Source organism: Glutamicibacter sp. AOP5-A2-18 (genome assembly GCF_052446055.1).
GTDB lineage: Bacteria > Actinomycetota > Actinomycetes > Actinomycetales > Micrococcaceae > Glutamicibacter.
On the sequence record NZ_JBQSVW010000001.1, the window covers coordinates 2,893,468 to 2,912,337 of the forward strand.

The following is an 18,870-nucleotide window of genomic DNA, read 5'->3' on the forward strand; positions in this document are numbered from 1 at the left end:
TTCAGGGACGGATTGCAGGGGCTTTGTCACACATTGCCGCTCAGAGCGCTTGTGAGAGAAACTTGGTGCATGAGCACTTCGGAGCTAAAACAGCGCCCCCATTCCGTTGCCCTGCGTTTTCTTGCCGCCCCTACTGACGTTGATGTCAACGGGATGGTTCCAGCGGGCACCGTACTTGAGTGGGTTGACAAGGCCGCTTACGCTGCCGCTGTAGGTTGGTCCACTAGCTATTGCGTCACCGCCTACGTTGGCAATATCCACTTTGCTGATCCGATTCACTCCGGTGATCTTGTAGAAGTAACAGCCTCAGTGGTCTACACCGGAACCAGCTCCATGCACATTCAGACTGAAGTTTCCTTCAGAGATCCACGCGAACTGCGCCCCGTGGCATCGAGTAACTGTCTGGTGATTTTTGTTGCTGTGGATGAATCAGGCAAACCAACCGCGGTGCCTAGTTTCAGCCCGGGCACGGTACGTGAAATAGAACTGCGCGACGACGCGCTGGCACGCATTGAGATCCGTGAACAGATCGTTGCGTCGATGAAAGATCAGCAATACACGGATGCTGGCACCGCCGAACGCGTTACCCTTCGGTTCATGGCAGCACCAACAGACGTGAACTGGGGCGGTAAAGTCCACGGTGGCATCGTGATGAAGTGGATCGATGAGGCTGCCCAGCTTTGCGCTGCCCGTTACTGCCAGCAGGATACTGTTGCTGTTTTCTCCGGTGGCGTGCGTTTTTATCAGCCACTGTTTATTGGACATTTGGTTGAGGTAGAAGCTCGCTTGGTATACACCGGCAGCAAGGGTATGCACGTCGCTGTCCATGTGCGCTCCGGTGATCCGAAATCACGCGAAATGAATCTAACCACTTACTGCCTGACAGTGATGGTCACCCGCGACGAGACGGGAACTGCCGTTCCGGTCAAGCCTTGGGTTCCGGTCAGTGAAGAGGACCGGCGCTTGTGGGAGCACGCTCGTGAGTTGGTGGCCATTCGAGCTAACGCACCTGGCGGTTACACACCAGTGCACCTGGTAGGATCGAGCGCCTCATGAACAATGTACAACCGTTGGTCAAGGTCTGCGGACTTTCCACTGCCGAAGATGTTCAGGTAGCCATAAACCACGGCGCAGATGCGATCGGTTTTGTGCTGACTTCTAGCGTTCGGGAAATTGCTCCGCAAGACGCCGCAACTCTTGTTGCACTAGTTCCGAAAGACATTGCCACCGTTGCGGTCTTCCGTTCAGAAGATATCCCTACCGTGGTTCAAAGGGCGAGACAAGCACAGGTGGGCTGGGTTCAGCTTCATGGCCAGCGCACCAAAGAGGACGTGACTCAGGTCCAGGCTGCTGGGTTTAAGGTCATCCGCGCCGTACGTCGTGATGCCACTGCGGAAGAATTCACTGATTGGGGCGAAGAGCTTTTGCTCATCGATGCCTCCGTGCCAGGCAGCGGTGAAAGTTGGGATTACGCTGCCGTGCGTGAATTGGCTGCTGGACGCAAATGGTTAGTAGCCGGCGGGCTGTGCCCTGCCAATGTTGCCCCGGCGTTGAGAATCTCCGGGGCCACCGGAGCAGATGTTTCTTCTGGTGTTGAATCATCACGCGGCGTCAAAGACCCGTTGCTGATTGCTCAGTTCCTTGACGCCGCGAAAGCTGAATAGTTTCTAGCCCACCCAGTTATGTGGTGCCGGTTTGCGCGAGCCGGGCAGTGCTCCTTGTTCGCGCCACTGGTGCAACCATTCTGGAACTACACGGTCTTCAGGAACATCCAAGCCTACGGCGGCGAGGATTTGCTCGTTGGATACTGCACCCTTGCTTGAGGTCATGCGGGTGGCAATGTAACCGCGGGCGTAGATTTCTCCGTCAACCACAATGCGCTGTTCGAAGTAGATGCACTTGTCATCTAGCCCCAGCAGTTTGGTCTCCTGCGAGAATTTGGTTCCCAGACGCACAGACTTACGGAAGGTAATGGTTTCGGTCTGAACCACTGGCGTCCATTTGTTCTTGCGCATGATGTCCCAGACCCCGGAGCGGAACATCAGATCAAAACGACCCAAATCAAAGATCGAGAAGTACATTCCGTTATTGATATGCCCAGCAAAGTCGATGTCGGTCAGTGTGGCTCGCATTTGCACGGAGCTGGTATCAAACATGGTGAGCTTGCTGGACTTTTTGCTGTTAACAAAGAGCATAAGAATTCTGAAGATCATGTGCATACCATCACATTACCGCTCAGTAACTTTTCTGCCTAGTCCGCTGTTCTCTGAAATTTCCCTTGGGTGCGCTGCACGCCCAGCCGCCAGCCATGACGCAGAACAGCGCTTGCACAGCGAGCATTATTAGACTTGACCAAGTGAGCGAAGAAAAACCACTGATTCAACTGCCAGCCCGACTTATTGGAGTCTGGCTCGCCTTGATTGTCGGCATTGCCGGATCCACCTTATTGGCCACAGCGCACTATGTCACTGGCGGAAGCTTGCTGATCATTGTGGCTCTTTGGGTCATCCGTGTTCTGGCCATATCTAGCTTCTGGCTACTGCCTGGTCGCAAGGACACCAAGATCTTCGCCATGGCACTGGTTCTGCTCTCACAGATCTTGGATATCTTGCTGAAGTTACCCGTCTTGGACACTGTCGAATACGGTGACTGGTTCCTGGTTTCCGCGCTTGATCTCACCGGCCAGTTCAGTGGCTACTTCACCGTGTGGGGCTTACTGCTACCAGTGCTCGCCCTGGCCGGTTGGTTTACTTTGCGCTCACGCCAGCTTGCTGGATGGATCATCGGTCTTCTCTCGGCCGTTGGCCTGGGATTCCTCGCGCAGGCAACGGTGACCTCGGATCACGGATCCCTTACTACCTTTGTCTTGGTGAGCATGGCCCGCTATGTAGTACCAGCGGTGCTTGCTGCGTTGGCCGATTTCTACATGGCCAAGTACAAGCCCTTCAAGAAATAACGTCCACATAAGACTACGGACGGCATCTGCCTTGGGCAGGTGCCGTCCGTAGTTCTTGTTATGAGCGCTTAGACCAAACCGTCACTGAGGTGGTTTGGCGTACCAAAACGGTGGGCGGTAATAGATACTGCCTGCTCGTGCAGGAATGGCAGTAGCTCTACTCGTCCGGCACCGGTCACTGGCGAAGCGTAGATGGCGACATCTGGCTTGCCGTCGGTTGCCTCGGCAACCGCCTTGATCGATCCACCAATCAAACGGATCCGAGCTGCCGAATCCGGACCGGTCTTCGCCGCAAGCTTGGCAGCCCGAGCAGCAAACTGGTCGCTGGTTTCACGCACCACGGTCACCGAGTGTTCAGCCAGCAAGCCACGAACCTGCGTTGAAAGCTGCGCATCCACCGAGAGGTATACGCGGGAGCCTGCGGTGACGCCGGCAGCAACAACGCGCAAAGCCTCAGCCAAACCATGGCCACTGGTTTCTTGCTCAAAGCGCACGGTGACATCCACCGAGCAGTAGCGGAAAACGTTGCGCTCAGCCTGCAGACCGGAACGGTCCTTGGCCTTGTTGAACTCAGCGTTCCACCAGTACTTGTCACTGCCCAAAGCAGCGGTCAGCCACTGCAGCTGTGACTCATCCAGCTCGGCCGCTGCGAGTAGTCGCTCATCAAAGCGAGACAAAGCAGCGGTGTCCTTCACCGGAGCATCCTTGAAGCTACCCATACCGATCAGGTAATTAGGGCCGCCGGCCTTGGTGCCTGCACCAATAGCGGACTTCTTCCAACCACCAAATGGCTGACGCTGAACGATAGCACCGGTGATGCCACGGTTGACATAGATATTGCCTGCTTGGATGTTATCCATCCAGTAAGCCATCTCGCCACGGTCCAAGGAATGCAGTCCCGAGGTCAGTCCGTAGTCCACCTCGTTGACGATTTCCACTGCCTCTTCCAGAGTCGCCGCGGTCATCACACCAAGAATTGGGCCGAAGTATTCGGTCTTGTGGTATTCGCTGCCACGTTGCACACCGTAGCGCACACCGGGAGAGTAGAGCTTGCCGGAGTCATCCAACTGCTTTGGCTCAACTACCCAGCGCTCACCGTCTCCCAAGGTGGTCAAACCGCGCTTGAGCTTCTCGCCGGGTTCACCGATCAACGGGCCCATCTGCGATTCAGGGTTCCACGGGTAGCCAACCTTCAGCGACTTGACCGCATCGATCAGCTGGTTGTTAAACCGACGTGAGTCAGCAACCGATCCAACCAGAACTACCAGCGAGGCCGCTGAGCACTTCTGTCCGGCGTGACCAAAAGCCGACTGCACTACATCGCGGGCAGCTAGATCAAGGTCTGCATTTGGGGTAACAATAATGGCATTCTTACCCGAGGTCTCAGCCAACAGTGGCAGGTCCTTGCGGAAAGAACGGAAGAGTTCTGCGGTTTCGTAACCACCGGTGAGGATCAAACGATCTACTCGCTCATCGGAAACCAACTGCTGACCCAACGAACGATCACCCACGAAGACAAGCTGCAGTACATCCTTTGGCACGCCAGCGTCCCACAGGCACTGCACCATAACCGAACCAACACGAGCTGCCTGAGTCGCTGGCTTGATGATCACTGCCGAGCCGGAAGCCAACGCCGAAAGGGTTGAACCTGCAGGAATGGCCATCGGGAAGTTCCATGGTGGAGTCACCACGGTCAGCTTGGATGGTACGTATTCTGCGCCGTCCACTGAGTCCAGTTCGCGGCCAAGCTGCGAGTAGTAGTGGGCAAAGTCGATGGCCTCAGAGATTTCAACGTCACCTTGGTCAATGGTCTTGCCGCACTCGGAGCCAAGAACTTCCAGCAAGGTGGCGCGACGCTCTTCAAAGAGCAGTCCACCGCGGTGCAGGATATCGGCACGCTTTGCTGATCCCAGCGCCTGCCAAGCCTGCGAAGCATCAACACCCATGGCGATGGCTTCATCCAATTCGCCGGCGGCGTTGATGGTGTTCGCCTTGACCAAGTCTTTGCCCAGCGAGGAGTCACGCATCTTGGAGAGAATTTCGCGGCCCCAGGTACGGTTTTGCAAAAGATCCGGGTCGGTATCCGGGGTGTTGAAGAATTCGGTGGTTCCATCGGCAAAACCAGCAACGCGCTGCGCCAAGGCTGGATCTTCAATGTTTCGGTCCTGTACGCGGTGTGGTGCAGGAACCACATCGGTCAGTGCGTCCAAGGAAGCTAAGAATCGGTTCTTTTCACGTTCAAAAAGCTGTTCATTCTTTGAGAGTTCAAAGACCGCAGACATGAAGTTTTCTTGGCTTGCGCCTTCTTCAAGGCGGCGAATCAGGTAAGCGATTGCAACGTCAAATTCCTGTGGGTGCACTACCGGGGTGTACAGCAGCAGGGAGCCGACTTCTTTACGCACCGCTTCGGCCTGGCCGGTGGCCATGCCAAGGAGCATTTCAAATTCAATGCCGTCCGTGACATTGCGGGACTTGGCCAGTAGCCAAGCTAGGGCAACATCAAAGAGGTTGTGTCCGGCAACGCCGATACGTACGTTCTTCACGTGCTCTGGGCGCAAGGCGTATTCCAGAACGGACTTGTAGCTGGTGTCCGAGTCTTGCTTGCTGTGCCAGGTAGCCAGTGGCCAGCCGTGGATGTCAGCTTCCATGGTTTCCATCGGCAGGTTAGCGCCCTTGACCACGCGCACCTTGATTGGCGCTCCGCCGTCGGCTACACGTGCTGCGGAAAATTCCTGCAGCTGAATCATTGCCGAGAGGGCATCTGGCAAGTAGGCCTGCAAGACGATACCGGCCGGCAAATCTTTAAACTCTGGCTTCGAGAGAATCTTGGTGAAGACCGCAATGGTCAGCTCAAGATCCTTGTACTCTTCCATGTCCAGGTTGATGAATTTTTTCTTAGGGTTGCTGATCGCATGTGCGTACAGCGGGCTGAGCTTTTCAACAATGTGCTCCACCGCTTCATCAAAGGCCCAGTGGTTGTGCGGGGCGACAGTGGAAGAAACCTTGATGGAGACGTAGTCCACGTCATCGCGTTCAAGCAGGGTGGTGGTTCCTTCAAGACGGCGGGCGGCTTCGCCCTCGCCCAAGATGGCCTCGCCCAGCAGGTTCACGTTCAGGTTCACCCCGTCACGCTTGATCTTCTTGATTGCTCCGCCCAGTTTGGCTTCGGACGCGTCAATGATCAGGTGTCCCACCATTTCGCGCAAAACCTTGCGCGCGATAGGAACAACGATTTGAGGCACTACCGGCGCCATGGCTCCACCGAGACCCACGGCCTTGCGCATGTACCAAGGTAGGAAGCTTGGAACCTTTGGTGCCAGCTTCTTCAGGTTGGCTGCGGCAACGTTGAGATCTTCAGGGCGAATAACGCCGTCAACAAATCCCACGGTGAAGTCCAGGCCGTTGGGATCTTTGAGCACACCTGCCAGTCGGGCAGCCGCTGCATCCACCGGATAGTCAGCTGCTTCGGTGAGCCAACGGCGCACCAAGGCAATAACTTCATCGGCAAGATCTGCCGGTGAGGTGAGCGGATTGCCATCAACATCTACTGCTGCTGGCACGGCGTGCTGGGTGGAGAGAGAAGACACTTATTGGTCCCTTCGATGCAAATTATTTCAGTCTTGGTTCGGCACCGAACGCGTAAGTCGTTATGGCTTTTTTGGCGGGTAGCGATTGCTGTGTTCCCGAACAAAATAGCTGTGTGCAATTTCGAGTATGAACCTAAGTTGCGTTAAGCAAAAGTGAACAAAACCGAAGATATTTGTTCGGGTTTGCTAATGTATCTTTACGCATCTTTTCAAACCCGACCGAACGGCGGAAAACCCGTGCTTGAACTGCGACGATTACGACTGTTGCGCGAGCTAAGCATCCGCGGAACCATTGCCGAAGTAGCCGATTCGCTGAGCTACTCTCCTTCCTCGGTTTCGCAACAGCTTAGTCAGTTGGAAGCCGAGGCTGGAGTACAACTACTTCGACGCACCGGCCGCACCCTGAAGCTCACCGCCCAGGCGCAGCTCTTGGTGGCCCACACCGAAACTTTGCTTGAAGCCATGGAACAGGCCGACGCAGATTTGGCTGGCACCATGTCCTCAGTTGCTGGCACCGTACGGCTGGCCGTCTTCCAAACCGCCATGCTCGCACTCATGCCACCGGTGTTGCGCGAACTGCGCCAAAAATATCCTCAACTTCGGGTTGAAATGAGCCAGCAAGAACCGGCTGACGCGCTGGAAGAAACCAGCAGTCGAACCTTTGACCTGGTCGTCGCTGAGCAATATTCAGGACACTCAGCCCCACACTATTCCAACCTTGACCGCAGGGTATTGACTCATGACCCGATTCGTTTGGCCCTGCCAGTCTTGGGGTCGGTTGGCAATGAAGACTTTGATCGAGTCACCTTATTGGAACATGCGGCCAGCTTGCCGTGGGTGGTTGAACCCGATGGCGCCGCCAGCCGCCATTGGGCATTGCAGGCTTGCCGACTGGCAGGTTTTGAACCGGATCTGCGGTACGAAACCGCCGACCTGCAGGCGCACGTGGAACTGGTTCAAACTGGAAATGCTGTTGCCATGTTGCCGGATTTAGTGTTGCGTTCCAACCAGCACACCCTGCGTACCGTGGATCTCTCCGGCGCCCCAGCCCGCACCATTTTCACCGCCATGCGGCATTCATCCACCAAATCCCCGGGCATTCAGGCCGTGCGCAATATGCTCCATGCACAACCGGGAATGAGTGACGCAAACAACTCTGTAATTTTGGCTACGCCCAAAGATTTCGATACGGTCGAATAGAAGTATCGACCATCACAACTGTTATGACACTTGCGGGAAACCAGACCTTTCGTGTCATAGTGGTGACGCGCACCACTTGAATCCGCGTTCCGGATCACGTCAACGATTCGGGACAGCAACGGTAATGAGGAACAATGTCCGACCAGACTTTCCAGATGATCGCGATCGCAATTTACATGGCCGCCATGCTTGGCATCGGCTATGTCGCGTATCGCCGAACCAACAATATCGACGACTACATGCTGGCCGACCGCGGCCTGAAACCATGGGTTGCCGCGCTGTCCGCCGGCGCCTCCGACATGTCCGGCTGGCTGCTCATGGGCCTGCCCGGCGCCATCTACCTAGGCGGCCTGCACGAAGCATGGATTGCCATCGGCCTGCTCATCGGTGCGTGGCTGAACTGGAAGTATGTCGCTCCGCGACTACGTTCCTACACCGCCATCTCGGAGAACGCCATCACCATTCCGAGCTTCTTTGAGAAGCGTCTGAAGGATAATGCGCACCTGCTGCGCATCGGCTCCGCCGTGATCATCCTGGTGTTCTTCACCTTCTATGTTTCTTCGGGCATGGTGGCCGCTGGCAAGTTCTTCGAGGCTTCCTTCGGCTGGCCATACCTCACCGGCATGTTCGTCGTTGCCGTCATTACCCTGCTCTACACCCTCTTCGGCGGCTTCCTCGGAGCTTCCTTGACCGACATGGTTCAGGGTGTTTTGATGTTCGCTGCGTTGATCGCAGTGCCAATTGTTGCCGTGATTCGCATGGGTGATTTCCAGACTCTCGGTTCGCATATTACCGCAGTGAATCCAGAAGCTTTTAACCTGTTCTCATCCTTCAACGACAGCAGCTGGATCGTGGCAGCCGTAGCAATTTTCTCCACCGCAGCGTGGGGTCTGGGCTACTTCGGCCAACCACATATCATCGTTCGCTTCATGGCTCTGCGCTCCCCGGGTGAAGCTAAGGCCGCCCGCGGAATTGGCATGACCTGGATGTTCCTGACCACCTTGGGTGCAGTACTGACCGCATTCATTGGTGTCGCGCACTTTGCTGATAAGCCTCTGGATAAGTCAAGCAGCGAAACCGTCTTCCTGCTGCTCAGCCAGATCTTCTTCCACCCACTAATTGCTGGCCTGGTTTTGGCCGCTGTGTTGGCAGCCATCATGTCCACCATGTCCTCGCAGCTGATCGTTTGCTCCTCTGCGTTGGTGGAAGACCTGTACAACATCACCGGTCGCAAGGCTTCACCTACGGCGCTGGTAAACCTCGGCCGAGCAGGCGTTCTGCTCATTGCCGTCGTGGCAGCGTTGCTTGCGTTGAACCCTAACTCCTCGATTCTGGACCTGGTTTCCTTCGCATGGGCCGGATTCGGTGCGGCCTTCGGCCCGATCGTTCTGTTGGCTCTGTACTGGCGCAAGCTAACCGCCGTCGGTGGTTTTGCTGGCATGGTTTCCGGCGCAGTTGTGGTCTTTATCTGGGGAAATATCAAGCCACTGTCCTCGGCTATGTACGAAATCGTTCCTGGTTTTGTCGTAGCCTTGGTGGTTGCTTGGTTGGTCTCTCGGGCCACCTACCGTCCAAATCCAGCCATCGATTCGGAGTTCTCCGAGATGGAACAGGAAGTCGGCGCAAAGGTCACTGCCTAAGCACTAGTTGATCTAGCTCCCCCTGTCCTCGTTACCTTCACGGTTTGAGGATACGGGGAGCTTTTTCATGCCCTTCACACACCGATGTCGCACGTAGAAAACATAGCCGCGCCCAGTAGCCTTGGGCTATGCCCGATGTACCGAGCTGGAAGGAACAAGCACGATGAGCACCCAGAATAAATTTACCCACTGGCAGCGCACCGAAACCCAGTTCCTGGCCGCCGACCCCAACGCCGTCTATTCGATTGTTGGCAACCTGTCGCAGACTGGCCAATGGATGAAGAGCTTCGACGGATTTGTTGTTCACGATGACCAGCGCGGCGTCGGAACCAAAGTAGATCTTCTAGCTCCTGGCAAGATCTTCGGCCCGTTACACCGGAATACTGCGCCCACTGGCACGATCACTCGACGCAATCACCAGACCCGCATGGTTGAGTTCACGCAGCCGCAGCCCGGTGGCTCTATGAGCCTACGTTGGCAGGTTGATGAGCATGAGGGCGGCGCCCTGCTGCACTTCACCGTGAACCTCTCCGGCCCCGGTACTACCGCGTTTAAATTCACCGTGGCCAATGCACTATGTAAAGACTTCGCGGTAGCTGCAGCACGACTGTATAAGATCACCGCTCCGACAGCTCACCGCAAGAAAGACGCCCAAGTGGTTATTGCAGGCGGCCGAGGCTTCCTGGGTAGAAACCTCGCGGCTGATCTGATTTGCCGTGGCATCTCGGTAGCTGTGCTCACCCGCAAAACCGCAGAAGATTTCCCCGCAGAGCAATATACCTGGGACGGCGTCCATCAAGGTCCATGGACCCGAGTGCTTCATAGTGAGCATCCGGTGCATCTGATCAACCTTGCTGGTGAGCGAGTGGACAAGCGAAATACTCCGGCAAATATCGCTGCGCTGACTGACTCGCGCGTGACCACCACCCAAACGTTGGCGCATGCTGCAGCTTCCGCGCCCCAATTGGCTACCTGGATTCAGTCCAGCACCACCGCCATCTTTGGGGATGCCGGCGAAGCGGATCTCACCGAGTCCAGTCCGCTACCAACGGACCGTCGCGCGCTACCAGAAATGACCGGTGTCGCCTCGGCCTGGGAACAGGCTTTTGACGAAGCTGACGTTAATGCAGCACAGCGTTATGTACTGCGCACCTCGTTGGTGATGCACCCCGATGCACCGCTGCTTGGTCCACTGAATATGTTGGTGAATACCGGTCTTGGCGGACCCATGGGCGACGGGCAACAGTGGTTCAGCTGGATCGGCTTGCAGGACTGGCTTCGAGTCATTCGGTGCATGCTTGGATTTGAAACCCCGCAGATCCCTGCCGGGCTGGTACATGCCGCCAGTCCTACGCCGCTGCGTAACGCTGAGGTGATGGCGGCGCTACGCTCCGTCGCGGGCTTGCCAGGAATTCCTACCGGCTCGGTACTGCCAAAGATTGGTGCCGCGGTCATGGGCTCCAACGCACGCGTTGCATTGACCGGACGCAAGGTCACCAGCGAAGTTCTTGCCCACGCAGGCTTTGAATTCCAAGAGACAGATTTTGCGTCCACCGTCTCCGGATAAAGCCTTGCCATGATCTGAAATTTTTTCACTTCCGTTGGCCCCGCACCTTCAGCTCTCACCTAGTCACAGGTGAACGCTGGAGTGGCGGGGCTCATTCATTAGATTTTGACCTTTGTAGTGCCGTATTTGACGCTACGCTCTTACCTATAACGTAATTCTTCGACCATTCGTCCACCACGCTTGCGCGCTCCGAGCACCATTGAAGTGCGCAGCTGGACCATCTCGCCCCAGTCGGTGGCGGCAATGAATTCGTAAAGATCCCGCTGACTAGCAACAGTGACCTCTACCAGCAGCTGAGCGTCTCCAGCCACTGCCGCTACATAGCGGACCTGTGGCAACGTTTTGAGCTTATTCCCGTCCGCGTCCACGCTGGCTGGTGAAACTTGAATCCGCAATAGTGCTTCGACTTGGAACCCCATCAGCGCAGGATCAACCAACGTGCGAATACTGATATGTTCTCCTCGTAGCAGGGCGTCCACTCGGCGCGAAACCGAAGTTTCGCTCATCCTCACCTGCCGAGAAATGCTGTCGATACTTGCCCGGCCATTGTTGCGCAGGACCTCAACAATCAAGCGATCAATATCGGTCATGCCATCGGCAGGATTCCACGTGGTGAGCTCCCCACCTACGCTGGGAGTGAGCGCGGCTTCCTGAGCATCGCTGAGCGATCCTGCCCTCCACGCTCGAACAGTCTTGAAGTATTTCAGAATCGGATAAATCTGAATGCTGCTCAGTCCGGGTGTTGCCGGCAATTGCAAGGTCAGAATGTCTTCAAGCCCACCGTCATAATGTAGTTCGCTAACCACGTCACTCTCGCCGGTAACCATGTAAGTGAATGAAGTATCTGAGCGCTGCGAGATAGCTTCAATGGCTACAGGTATAGTTCCAGGCGCGCACTTGAGTGAAGCAATGACCGCGGCCTTACGATGAGCGATGGCTGCAACTTTGACCTTGCCCTCATCTAACAATGCTGAACCATAGCGGGCGACCGTTCTTTCCGGTTCACCAATGACTTTGGCAATCTTTCGCCATGTTGCTCTGCCATCTACCTGAAGCGCAACGACGATACGTCGTTCCACTTCACCCAATACTTGAATATCAGCCATAGATTCAAATTTCAGGCCAAACTCCCCAATAAGCAATCACTTTTGCGCCTAGATACCATTTTGTTTCAACTGAAATGGCGCGGTTTCCTCCATTTTCAGGTGAGAACTGCGCATCAAACTGGGTGTTTAGACAAGAATCTGGCTAAACCTTTCAGATCTTGTCAGCTGTACTGTGATAGCGGATCGTTGAGACCCACAGAGACGTGCCTCATATCAATGGTTCGCAGGGCAAGGAGCGCTAATGAAAGCGCAACAGATTATGGCGGCAGGTGATCCGGGTTCCACAGACATCTGGGCACTTGCCAACTCCCCAGTACTTTGGCTCTGCGCACTAGGTGTCTATGCAGTCATCTTTGTACAGTGCGTGCTCTACAAAAGGGCCGTAAAAAAGGCAGCACCGCATGTGGACATGCCCTTGGCGGAAGTCAAGGAATCCTTCCGTGCTGGCGCTGTTGCGTCCATCGGCCCATCCCTCGCCGTGGTGCTAGTAGCCATCGCATTGTTGGCGCTTTTCGGCACCCCAGCCGTTTTGGTACGCATCGGGTTGATCGGATCGGCCGCTGCAGAAACCGGCTCAGCCAGCATTTCGGCCAGCACCATGGGAGCTGCCCTCGGCGGTGAGACTTACACCCAGCAGGTCTTCGGTGTGGCCTTTATGGCCATGAGCCTTTCCGGTGCAATATGGATGATCTGCACCTTGATCATGACTCCACTGCTCAAAAAAGGTGGAAATAATCTAGCCAAACGTAACCCTGCGGTGATGGCTCTGGTGCCTACCGCAGCTCTGCTCGGGGCTTTCAGCGCGTTGACCATCGCGGAACTGCCAAAGTCCAACGTCCACATGATTCTGGTCTTCATCTTCGCGGCCATGATGGGCTTGTGCCTCTATCTGGCCAAGACGCTTCAGCTCCAATGGATGAAGGAATGGGCGTTGGGTATTTCCATCGTCGTCTCGATTATTGCCGCCTATTTCTTGCACACCGCTTAAGGAATCATCATGACTGCGGCACCACAACTTTCCAGCGCTGATGCCTCGATCGAGCGCTTTGAAAAGCAAACCAGCCGCTATGGTCGAAACACCATGATCATTGGACTGGTGCTATCACTGATTGGTCCAATTTACATCGCGTTCTTCAGCGGACTGGAGATCACCGGGTCCATGGTCTGGGTGGCGTTCCTCGCCGTGGCCGGAACCTTTGGAGTGCTCTGGATTGTCGAGCCACTGACGTACTTCCCGATTCTTGGATCTGCTGCCATGTACCAGGCGTTCATGATCGGCAACATCTCCAATAAGCTACTGCCAGCGGCCATCGTTGCTCAGTCCACCATTGGTGCCAAGCCTGGCACCAAACGCGGGGACTTGGCTGCGGTGATGGCTATCTGTGGTGCGGCAACGGTGCACCTGACCAGCTTGCTGCTTCTGGTAGGTCTGCTGGGAACGTGGCTGGTTTCGCTGATTCCCGCAGAGATCACCGACGCGGCCCGACTGTACATTCTGCCGTCACTGATGGGGGCGGTATTGGTCCAGAGCATTGTGGCGATGAAGTCGTTGCGACCCACCGTGATTGCCATCGTATTAGCGCTGCTGATGACCTTTGTGTTTGTCCCTCTAGCCCCATCCTTGGCGATGTTCGCTACCGCCATCCTGGTTATCTGCTCCACCGCCTTTTCCTGGGTATTGCGCGACCGCAAGAAAACCTACACTTCAGAAAGCTAAGAGGTACTCCCCGTGCAAACCACACTTCAGCTCACCGAGATCGAAACCAACAAACTACACCAGGGCTACCTGCACCTGCACCAGAGTCCGGAACTGTCGATGCAGGAGCACAATACCGCCAGCTTCATCGAATCACAGCTCACCGATATGGGCATCGAAAACTTCCGGTGCGGGGGCACCGGTGTGGTGGGCATCCTGCGAAATGGTCGGGGACCAGTGGTGGCTTTCCGGGCCGATAGTGATGGATTGCCCATCCAGGAGGACACCAAGGTCGACTATGCTTCGACCGCACGCGGCACGCTTTCCGACGGCACCGAGGTACCGGTGATGCATGGCTGCGGGCACGACACCCATAGGGCCAGTGCGCTGGCTACGGCACGAATCTTGGTCCGCAGTTCCACTTCGTGGCAGGGCACCGTCATCTTCATTTTCCAGCCGGGTGAGGAAACCAGCGCCGGAGCTAGCGCCATGGTGGCCGACGGATTATGGGAGAAGGTTCCACTTCCGCAGGTGGTGCTGGGCCAGCATGTTTTCCCCTTTGCCACCGGCACGATCTCGGTGACCCCTGAATCTGCCATGGCGATGGCCGACTCCTTGGAGGTGACCCTCTACGGCAAACAAGCCCACGGATCCCAGCCGCAGGATTCTATTGATCCGATAGTGCTGGGCGCCAACATCATTACCCGATTGCAGACCATCACCTCACGCGAGCTCAACCCATTGGATTCTGCCGTGGTGACTTGTGGTTCCTTCCACGCTGGGCTGAAGGAAAATATCATTCCAGATTCCGCTGTGTTCACCTTAAATATCCGCACGCTCACCGACCCGGTACGTGCCAAGGTGCTGGCCGCTGTCACTCGCATCATCAATGCAGAAGCTGAGGCATCCGATGCGCCACAACCGAAGATCACCGAGTTGTATACTTTCCCTCGTCTTTACAATGATCCGCAGCACACCGAACAGCTGGTATCGGCATTTGGTGAAGAGTTCGGAGAAGATCAGATCCGCTTGGCTCCCCCAGCGATGGGATCCGAAGACTTTGGCGCACTGGCCGATGCCATCGGCGTGCCAAATGTCTTTTGGATGTTTGGCGGCGCTGACCCGCAAGATGCTTCGCCTGCGGTCAACCATTCGCCATTTTTCCTGCCGGAATACCGTGGAGCGCTGGATACCGGAGTTCGTGCCGCGGTGGCAGGATTAATGCACTACTTGGGGCGCTAGAGGGCTGTGCGACCTTCAAGGTAGGCGCGCAAGACCTGCAGCACACCGTGTTCGGTATTGGCTGGGGCCGTGAAGTTCGCGGCTGCAGCAACGTCGGGGTGGGCGTTGGCCATGGCGAAGGAGTAGGTGGCTGCCTTGATCATTTCCAGATCATTAGGGTAATCACCAAACACGACAGTTTCGTCATGGTTGATGCCTAGTTCCTTTTGCAGCGCACCAAGAGCTAGTCCCTTGTGTACACCGTGGTTCATGGCGTCAACCCAGTGGCTTCCAGAGATGACAACCTGCAGCGGAACATCAAGCACATCAGCCATTTCTTGGACCTTACTGGTGCCAACGTTCACTGCCATCTTGATGATTTCATCATCAACGTCATTGAGGTTTTCAACGACCTCAACTGCACGGTAGTACGGTGCGACTGCCTGCATGAATTCTTCGTCATTGCGTTCAACATAAGCAGTACGTCGTCCGCACAACACCAATCCAGCATCCAGCGCTTCTTGTGCTCGGACCGCATCAATGACCGCATCCACAGATGCCGAATCGATGATGTTGGAGTAGATTTCTTTGTCGCCATCCATCACCACGGTGCCGTTTTCGGCAATGATGGCGATTTCGCCGAGCTGCGCGAACTGCTCGCGCAGGGTGGCGAACTGCCGGCCTGAGGCGGGCACAAACTTGATGCCGCGAGCCTGAAGCTGGTCAATCACGGCCCAAGCGTCATCCGGGATTTGACCGTCTCCGTCCAAAAAGGTGCCGTCCATGTCAACGGCAACGAGCTTAATTTGGGCGTTCGGGTCAATGGTATGCATTAGTTCCTTAGTTGTTTGGATGCATGGCGCGCTGCGCTGCGCCCAACACTCCAGCGGCGTTGTTGAATTGCGCAGGCACAACTTTTGCCCGCAACTCCAGCTTAGGCAAGAAGTGCTCGTGGTCCTCGGAGATTGCGCCGCCAATGACAATCAAGTCAGGGCTGCACAAGAATTCAACGTGCGACAGGTAGCGCTGCAGTCGCTGAATGTACTGCTCCCAGCTCAGGTCCTCTTCGCGCATAACGCGTGCGGCTGCCTTGCTTTCAGCATCAAATCCGTCGATTTCTAGGTGGCCAAATTCCACGTTAGGGAAGAGCACACCATCACGGAAGAATGCTGAACCGATTCCGGTGCCCAGGGTCAGCAACAAGGTGCTGCCCTTGAGTGGAATGCCGTCCTTGGAACCTGCGCCAGCAAAGACTTCAGCTACGCCTGCGGCATCTGCATCGTTGAGCACGTGGACTTCGCGGCCCAAGACTTTGCCGAGCATGGTGGTGGCGTCAAGGCCGATCCATGCCTTGTCGATGTTTGCTGCCGAGTGCACTACACCGTCAATGACGATGCCTGGCACGGTGACGCCCACGGGAATGCCGGCAAGATCCTCGCCGGTGACCTTCTGCAAATCGATGATGATCTGCGCCATAACTTCGGCCACAGCGTCTGGGTGAGCACCCTCTGGGGTGGTCGCCTTATTCACGGTACTTTCGACAAGTCTTCCGTCGGTACCGACCAAGGCGTACTTGATCGAAGATCCGCCCATGTCAAGGCCGATGGCAGCGTACTGCGACTTACTTGCCGATGCGTCAGATGATGCCATCAGGATTCTCCCCAGCGGTGCAAAGAAATTTTAAGGACTCTTTACGATATATTGGTTCCGCCGTTTGGTCAACGTTCGCGGTAGTTTTCCCAAAGTTTATCTAATGCGACTTCGCGCGCACCAGCAATGGCTCCATGTGCGGCAGCCTGGGCTCCGAGTGCAGAAGAATGAACCTGCACTGGAACCAGCAATCGATCATTAACCTCGTCAGCCAGTGCTTGGCACAATTCTTCGGTGACCGCAGGCCCACTAACGACCAGCTGTTGCGGGTCAACAAAACCGACCAAATTCGCCACCACCTGGCTCAGTGGCCTCAGGAAAGGTTTCCACGTGCGCTGATCTGCCAGCTTCTCCCAGAGCACGCGGGTCTGGAACATGCCAGCTTCACCCAATACTTCGCGTAGGTTCTTTTCACCGAGCAGCTGGTTCTCCAGCTCGCCGGCAGTACCGTGACGTCCGCGATGAAGCTTTCCGTCAATGACCAATCCAGCACCAAGACCGGCACCGATGTAGAGCATCATTAGTGAGCCGTCGCTGTTCTCGGCTTCGGCTACCGCCATCCAGTTCACGTCATTGTCCAAAACCACTGGCGTCTTCTGATCAAAGAGTCCAGCCAAGTTGGCGCCTGAGGCAGGGAAAATCTCGGTGGGAACTACGCGTTCTGAATCCTCACGGAGCACCGGAGCTGCCTGACTGACTGCAGCAGCAAGCAACGGCGAGCGCAACTGCTTGTGTACCCGGGTGATCTCCGTGCCCGCCATCTTTTCGACTTCTTCGGCGCTACTGTGCGGGGTCAAAGCGTAGAGCCGATCCACCAAAATGTTGCCCGCCAGATCGGTGGCGCGAATTTGCAAGGATTCGGCTTGCAGGCACAATGCGAGCAGGTGACCAAACTCGGCGCGTAGCGCGTAGCGTTCTGGGGTACGTCCGCGCTTCGTTTCAGAGGGACGGTCAATGGCCAGGGCCAAACCGTTCTCCTGCAATCGTGAGATCGCTTGAGAAGCAGTGGGTTTGGAGATGCCAAGGTCGGCAGAAATCTGGGTGCGCGTCGCCGGTGCGGTGCACAGGTAATCAAACACCCGGATGTCGGTCAGAGTTGCCAGTGCTCGTGGACCGGCGGTCGAATCAGTCACCCCTCAATCCTACTGGTCAAGGCAGCAGTACTTGGCGAACTGAACGCCCCTGAGCCAATTCATCTAACGCCTCATTGATCTGCGCCATCGGCCGGGTACGCACCAACTTCTCGATTGGCAGTTTTCCTGCGCGCCATAAGCCTTCGTAGCAGGGAATGTCGTTGGCTGGAAGGGCTGAGCCCATGTAGCTGCCGATGATGGTTCTTGCCCCAGCCGTCAGCGACAGTGGTTCAATGCTGCTCATCGCCCCTGGTGCAGGAAGCCCCACGGTCACCAGCGTCCCGCCAACAGCGGTAGCGGCCAGCGCGGTTTCAAAAGCTCGTGGGTGTCCCGCAGCTTCAATCACGATGCTGGCGCTACGCCCGGAAAGATCCTGCGGTGTACAGGCTTCGTCAGCACCTAGTTCCAAGGCTGTGGTCAATTTGTCTTCATTGGCATCTATCGCCAGAATCTTGCCTGTGGTGCGTTGACCTACTGCCACCAGTAAAGCGGCCATGCCTACTCCGCCGAGCCCAACGATCGCAACATCTTCTGCACCCGTAGCTTTGGCTGCATTGCGCAGGGCCCCGCCACCGGTGAGTACCGCGCAGCCAAGTACGGCAGCTACTTCAGCGGGAATATCAGCTCCTACCGGCACCACGCTGCGTGCATCCATCACGGCATAAGTAGCAAAGGCAGAGACACCCAGATGGTGGTGCACCCCCTGGCCATCCATCTGCAGCCGGCGAGTGCCAGTGAGCAACGTTCCTGCGGTATTGGCTTCGGTACCGGCAGTGCAGGGTAGCTTTCCTCCGGTGGCGCAGGCTTGGCACTTCTCGCAGCGTGGCAGGAACACCGAAATGACTTGCTGGCCCACTGCCAGCTGCACCCCGGCACCGACCTGTTCCACAATGCCCGCCGATTCATGTCCAAGCACCATAGGTAGAGGCCGTGGCCGGTTGCCATCAATCACCGATAGATCAGAATGGCATAACCCCGCGGCGTTGATGCGCACCAGCACTTCGCCAGGACCAGGTTCATCAAGCTGCACTTCACGCAATGAAAGCGGTTGGTGTTCGGCGTAGGGTTGCTGATTCTCTCGTTGTTCAAGAACGGCGGCCTGGATCAAGCGCAC

16 protein-coding genes are annotated in these 18,870 nt (G+C 56.2%); 9 read left to right on the top strand and 7 right to left on the bottom strand.

All coding sequences use genetic code 11. The features are described from left to right. Positions 1-69 precede the first annotated feature (69 nt). Both ACT3RW_RS13870 and ACT3RW_RS13875 read left to right on the top strand, forming a co-directional pair. Entirely contained in the window at positions 70-1,056 is a 987-nt protein-coding gene (locus tag ACT3RW_RS13870) for an acyl-CoA thioesterase (RefSeq protein WP_444614134.1), read from the top strand. Beyond that, the gene (locus ACT3RW_RS13875; protein ID WP_444614135.1) at positions 1,053-1,664 is read left to right on the top strand and encodes a phosphoribosylanthranilate isomerase; all 612 of its coding nucleotides are present in this window, start codon (positions 1,053-1,055) and stop codon (positions 1,662-1,664) included. Before ACT3RW_RS13870 ends, ACT3RW_RS13875 begins: the two co-directional genes overlap by 4 nt. 3 nt (positions 1,665-1,667) lie before the next feature. Here the strand turns inward: ACT3RW_RS13875 and ACT3RW_RS13880 are convergent, their stop codons facing one another. Continuing rightward, entirely contained in the window at positions 1,668-2,219 is a 552-nt protein-coding gene (locus ACT3RW_RS13880; RefSeq protein ID WP_131089056.1) for an acyl-CoA thioesterase, read from the bottom strand. 137 nt (positions 2,220-2,356) lie between these two features. Between ACT3RW_RS13880 and ACT3RW_RS13885 the strand changes: the two genes are divergently transcribed. Continuing rightward, entirely contained in the window at positions 2,357-2,956 is a 600-nt protein-coding gene (locus tag ACT3RW_RS13885) for a hypothetical protein (RefSeq protein ID WP_444614136.1), read from the top strand. Positions 2,957-3,024: 68 nt separating this feature from the next. Here ACT3RW_RS13885 and ACT3RW_RS13890 read toward each other — a convergent pair whose 3' ends face one another. Further along, positions 3,025-6,543, bottom strand: coding sequence for a bifunctional proline dehydrogenase/L-glutamate gamma-semialdehyde dehydrogenase (locus ACT3RW_RS13890; protein WP_444614137.1), 3,519 nt, complete (start codon positions 6,541-6,543; stop codon positions 3,025-3,027). 237 nt (positions 6,544-6,780) lie between these two features. On the opposite strand from ACT3RW_RS13890, the gene ACT3RW_RS13895 reads away from it, so the two are divergent. From ACT3RW_RS13895 to ACT3RW_RS13905, 3 genes are all read left to right on the top strand, one after another. Beyond that, positions 6,781-7,743 carry a LysR substrate-binding domain-containing protein gene (locus tag ACT3RW_RS13895; RefSeq protein ID WP_444614138.1) on the top strand — a complete coding sequence of 321 codons (963 nt, stop codon included), beginning with the start codon at positions 6,781-6,783 and terminating at the stop codon, positions 7,741-7,743. Between the two features lie 134 nt (positions 7,744-7,877). Continuing rightward, positions 7,878-9,383 (top strand): sodium/proline symporter PutP, encoded by a 1,506-nt coding sequence (putP, locus tag ACT3RW_RS13900; protein WP_444614139.1) that lies wholly within the window; start codon positions 7,878-7,880, stop codon positions 9,381-9,383. 163 nt (positions 9,384-9,546) lie between these two features. Continuing rightward, positions 9,547-10,950, top strand: coding sequence for an NAD-dependent epimerase/dehydratase family protein (locus tag ACT3RW_RS13905; RefSeq protein WP_444614140.1), 1,404 nt, complete (start codon positions 9,547-9,549; stop codon positions 10,948-10,950). Between the two features lie 140 nt (positions 10,951-11,090). Here the strand turns inward: ACT3RW_RS13905 and ACT3RW_RS13910 are convergent, their stop codons facing one another. Then, positions 11,091-12,056 (bottom strand): Lrp/AsnC family transcriptional regulator, encoded by a 966-nt coding sequence (locus ACT3RW_RS13910; protein WP_444614141.1) that lies wholly within the window; start codon positions 12,054-12,056, stop codon positions 11,091-11,093. Positions 12,057-12,297: 241 nt separating this feature from the next. On the opposite strand from ACT3RW_RS13910, the gene ACT3RW_RS13915 reads away from it, so the two are divergent. From ACT3RW_RS13915 to ACT3RW_RS13925, 3 genes are read left to right on the top strand one after another with little or no spacing between them, the layout of a single operon-like run. After that, on the top strand, positions 12,298-13,044 hold the full coding sequence (locus tag ACT3RW_RS13915; RefSeq protein WP_444614142.1) for a DUF5058 family protein: 747 nt from the start codon (positions 12,298-12,300) through the stop codon (positions 13,042-13,044). Between the two features lie 9 nt (positions 13,045-13,053). Further along, positions 13,054-13,773 carry a hypothetical protein gene (locus ACT3RW_RS13920; RefSeq protein WP_444614143.1) on the top strand — a complete coding sequence of 240 codons (720 nt, stop codon included), beginning with the start codon at positions 13,054-13,056 and terminating at the stop codon, positions 13,771-13,773. Between the two features lie 12 nt (positions 13,774-13,785). Then, positions 13,786-14,994: an amidohydrolase gene (locus ACT3RW_RS13925; RefSeq protein ID WP_444614144.1), complete on the top strand. Its 1,209-nt coding sequence runs from the start codon at positions 13,786-13,788 to the stop codon at positions 14,992-14,994. On the opposite strand, the gene ACT3RW_RS13930 is transcribed toward ACT3RW_RS13925, so the two are convergent. The 4 genes from ACT3RW_RS13930 to ACT3RW_RS13945 all read right to left on the bottom strand — a co-directional run bounded on the left by ACT3RW_RS13930 (position 14,991) and on the right by ACT3RW_RS13945 (position 18,870). After that, positions 14,991-15,806 carry an HAD family hydrolase gene (locus ACT3RW_RS13930; RefSeq protein ID WP_444614145.1) on the bottom strand — a complete coding sequence of 272 codons (816 nt, stop codon included), beginning with the start codon at positions 15,804-15,806 and terminating at the stop codon, positions 14,991-14,993. The genes ACT3RW_RS13925 and ACT3RW_RS13930 overlap by 4 nt on opposite strands. Positions 15,807-15,813: 7 nt before the next feature. Then, on the bottom strand, positions 15,814-16,623 hold the full coding sequence (ppgK, locus tag ACT3RW_RS13935; RefSeq protein WP_444614146.1) for a polyphosphate--glucose phosphotransferase: 810 nt from the start codon (positions 16,621-16,623) through the stop codon (positions 15,814-15,816). Between the two features lie 68 nt (positions 16,624-16,691). Continuing rightward, complete coding sequence (locus ACT3RW_RS13940; RefSeq protein WP_444614147.1) at positions 16,692-17,756, bottom strand: ROK family transcriptional regulator; 1,065 nt, start codon at positions 17,754-17,756, stop codon at positions 16,692-16,694. Positions 17,757-17,772: 16 nt separating this feature from the next. Continuing rightward, entirely contained in the window at positions 17,773-18,870 is a 1,098-nt protein-coding gene (locus tag ACT3RW_RS13945) for an alcohol dehydrogenase catalytic domain-containing protein (protein ID WP_131089067.1), read from the bottom strand.

What these genes read in the sequence shown, in the direction of transcription:
- ACT3RW_RS13915 (WP_444614142.1), top strand. Translation starts at nt 12,298, where the DNA reads ATGAAAGCGCAACAGATTATGGCGGCAGGTGATCCGGGTTCCACAGAC.
- ACT3RW_RS13905 (WP_444614140.1), top strand. Translation starts at nt 9,547, where the DNA reads ATGAGCACCCAGAATAAATTTACCCACTGGCAGCGCACCGAAACCCAG.
- ACT3RW_RS13880 (WP_131089056.1), bottom strand. Translation starts at nt 2,219, where the DNA reads ATGCACATGATCTTCAGAATTCTTATGCTCTTTGTTAACAGCAAAAAG.
- ACT3RW_RS13930 (WP_444614145.1), bottom strand. Translation starts at nt 15,806, where the DNA reads ATGCATACCATTGACCCGAACGCCCAAATTAAGCTCGTTGCCGTTGAC.
- ACT3RW_RS13920 (WP_444614143.1), top strand. Translation starts at nt 13,054, where the DNA reads ATGACTGCGGCACCACAACTTTCCAGCGCTGATGCCTCGATCGAGCGC.
- ACT3RW_RS13875 (WP_444614135.1), top strand. Translation starts at nt 1,053, where the DNA reads ATGAACAATGTACAACCGTTGGTCAAGGTCTGCGGACTTTCCACTGCC.
- ACT3RW_RS13910 (WP_444614141.1), bottom strand. Translation starts at nt 12,056, where the DNA reads ATGGCTGATATTCAAGTATTGGGTGAAGTGGAACGACGTATCGTCGTT.
- ppgK (WP_444614146.1), bottom strand. Translation starts at nt 16,623, where the DNA reads ATGGCATCATCTGACGCATCGGCAAGTAAGTCGCAGTACGCTGCCATC.
- putP (WP_444614139.1), top strand. Translation starts at nt 7,878, where the DNA reads ATGTCCGACCAGACTTTCCAGATGATCGCGATCGCAATTTACATGGCC.
- ACT3RW_RS13870 (WP_444614134.1), top strand. Translation starts at nt 70, where the DNA reads ATGAGCACTTCGGAGCTAAAACAGCGCCCCCATTCCGTTGCCCTGCGT.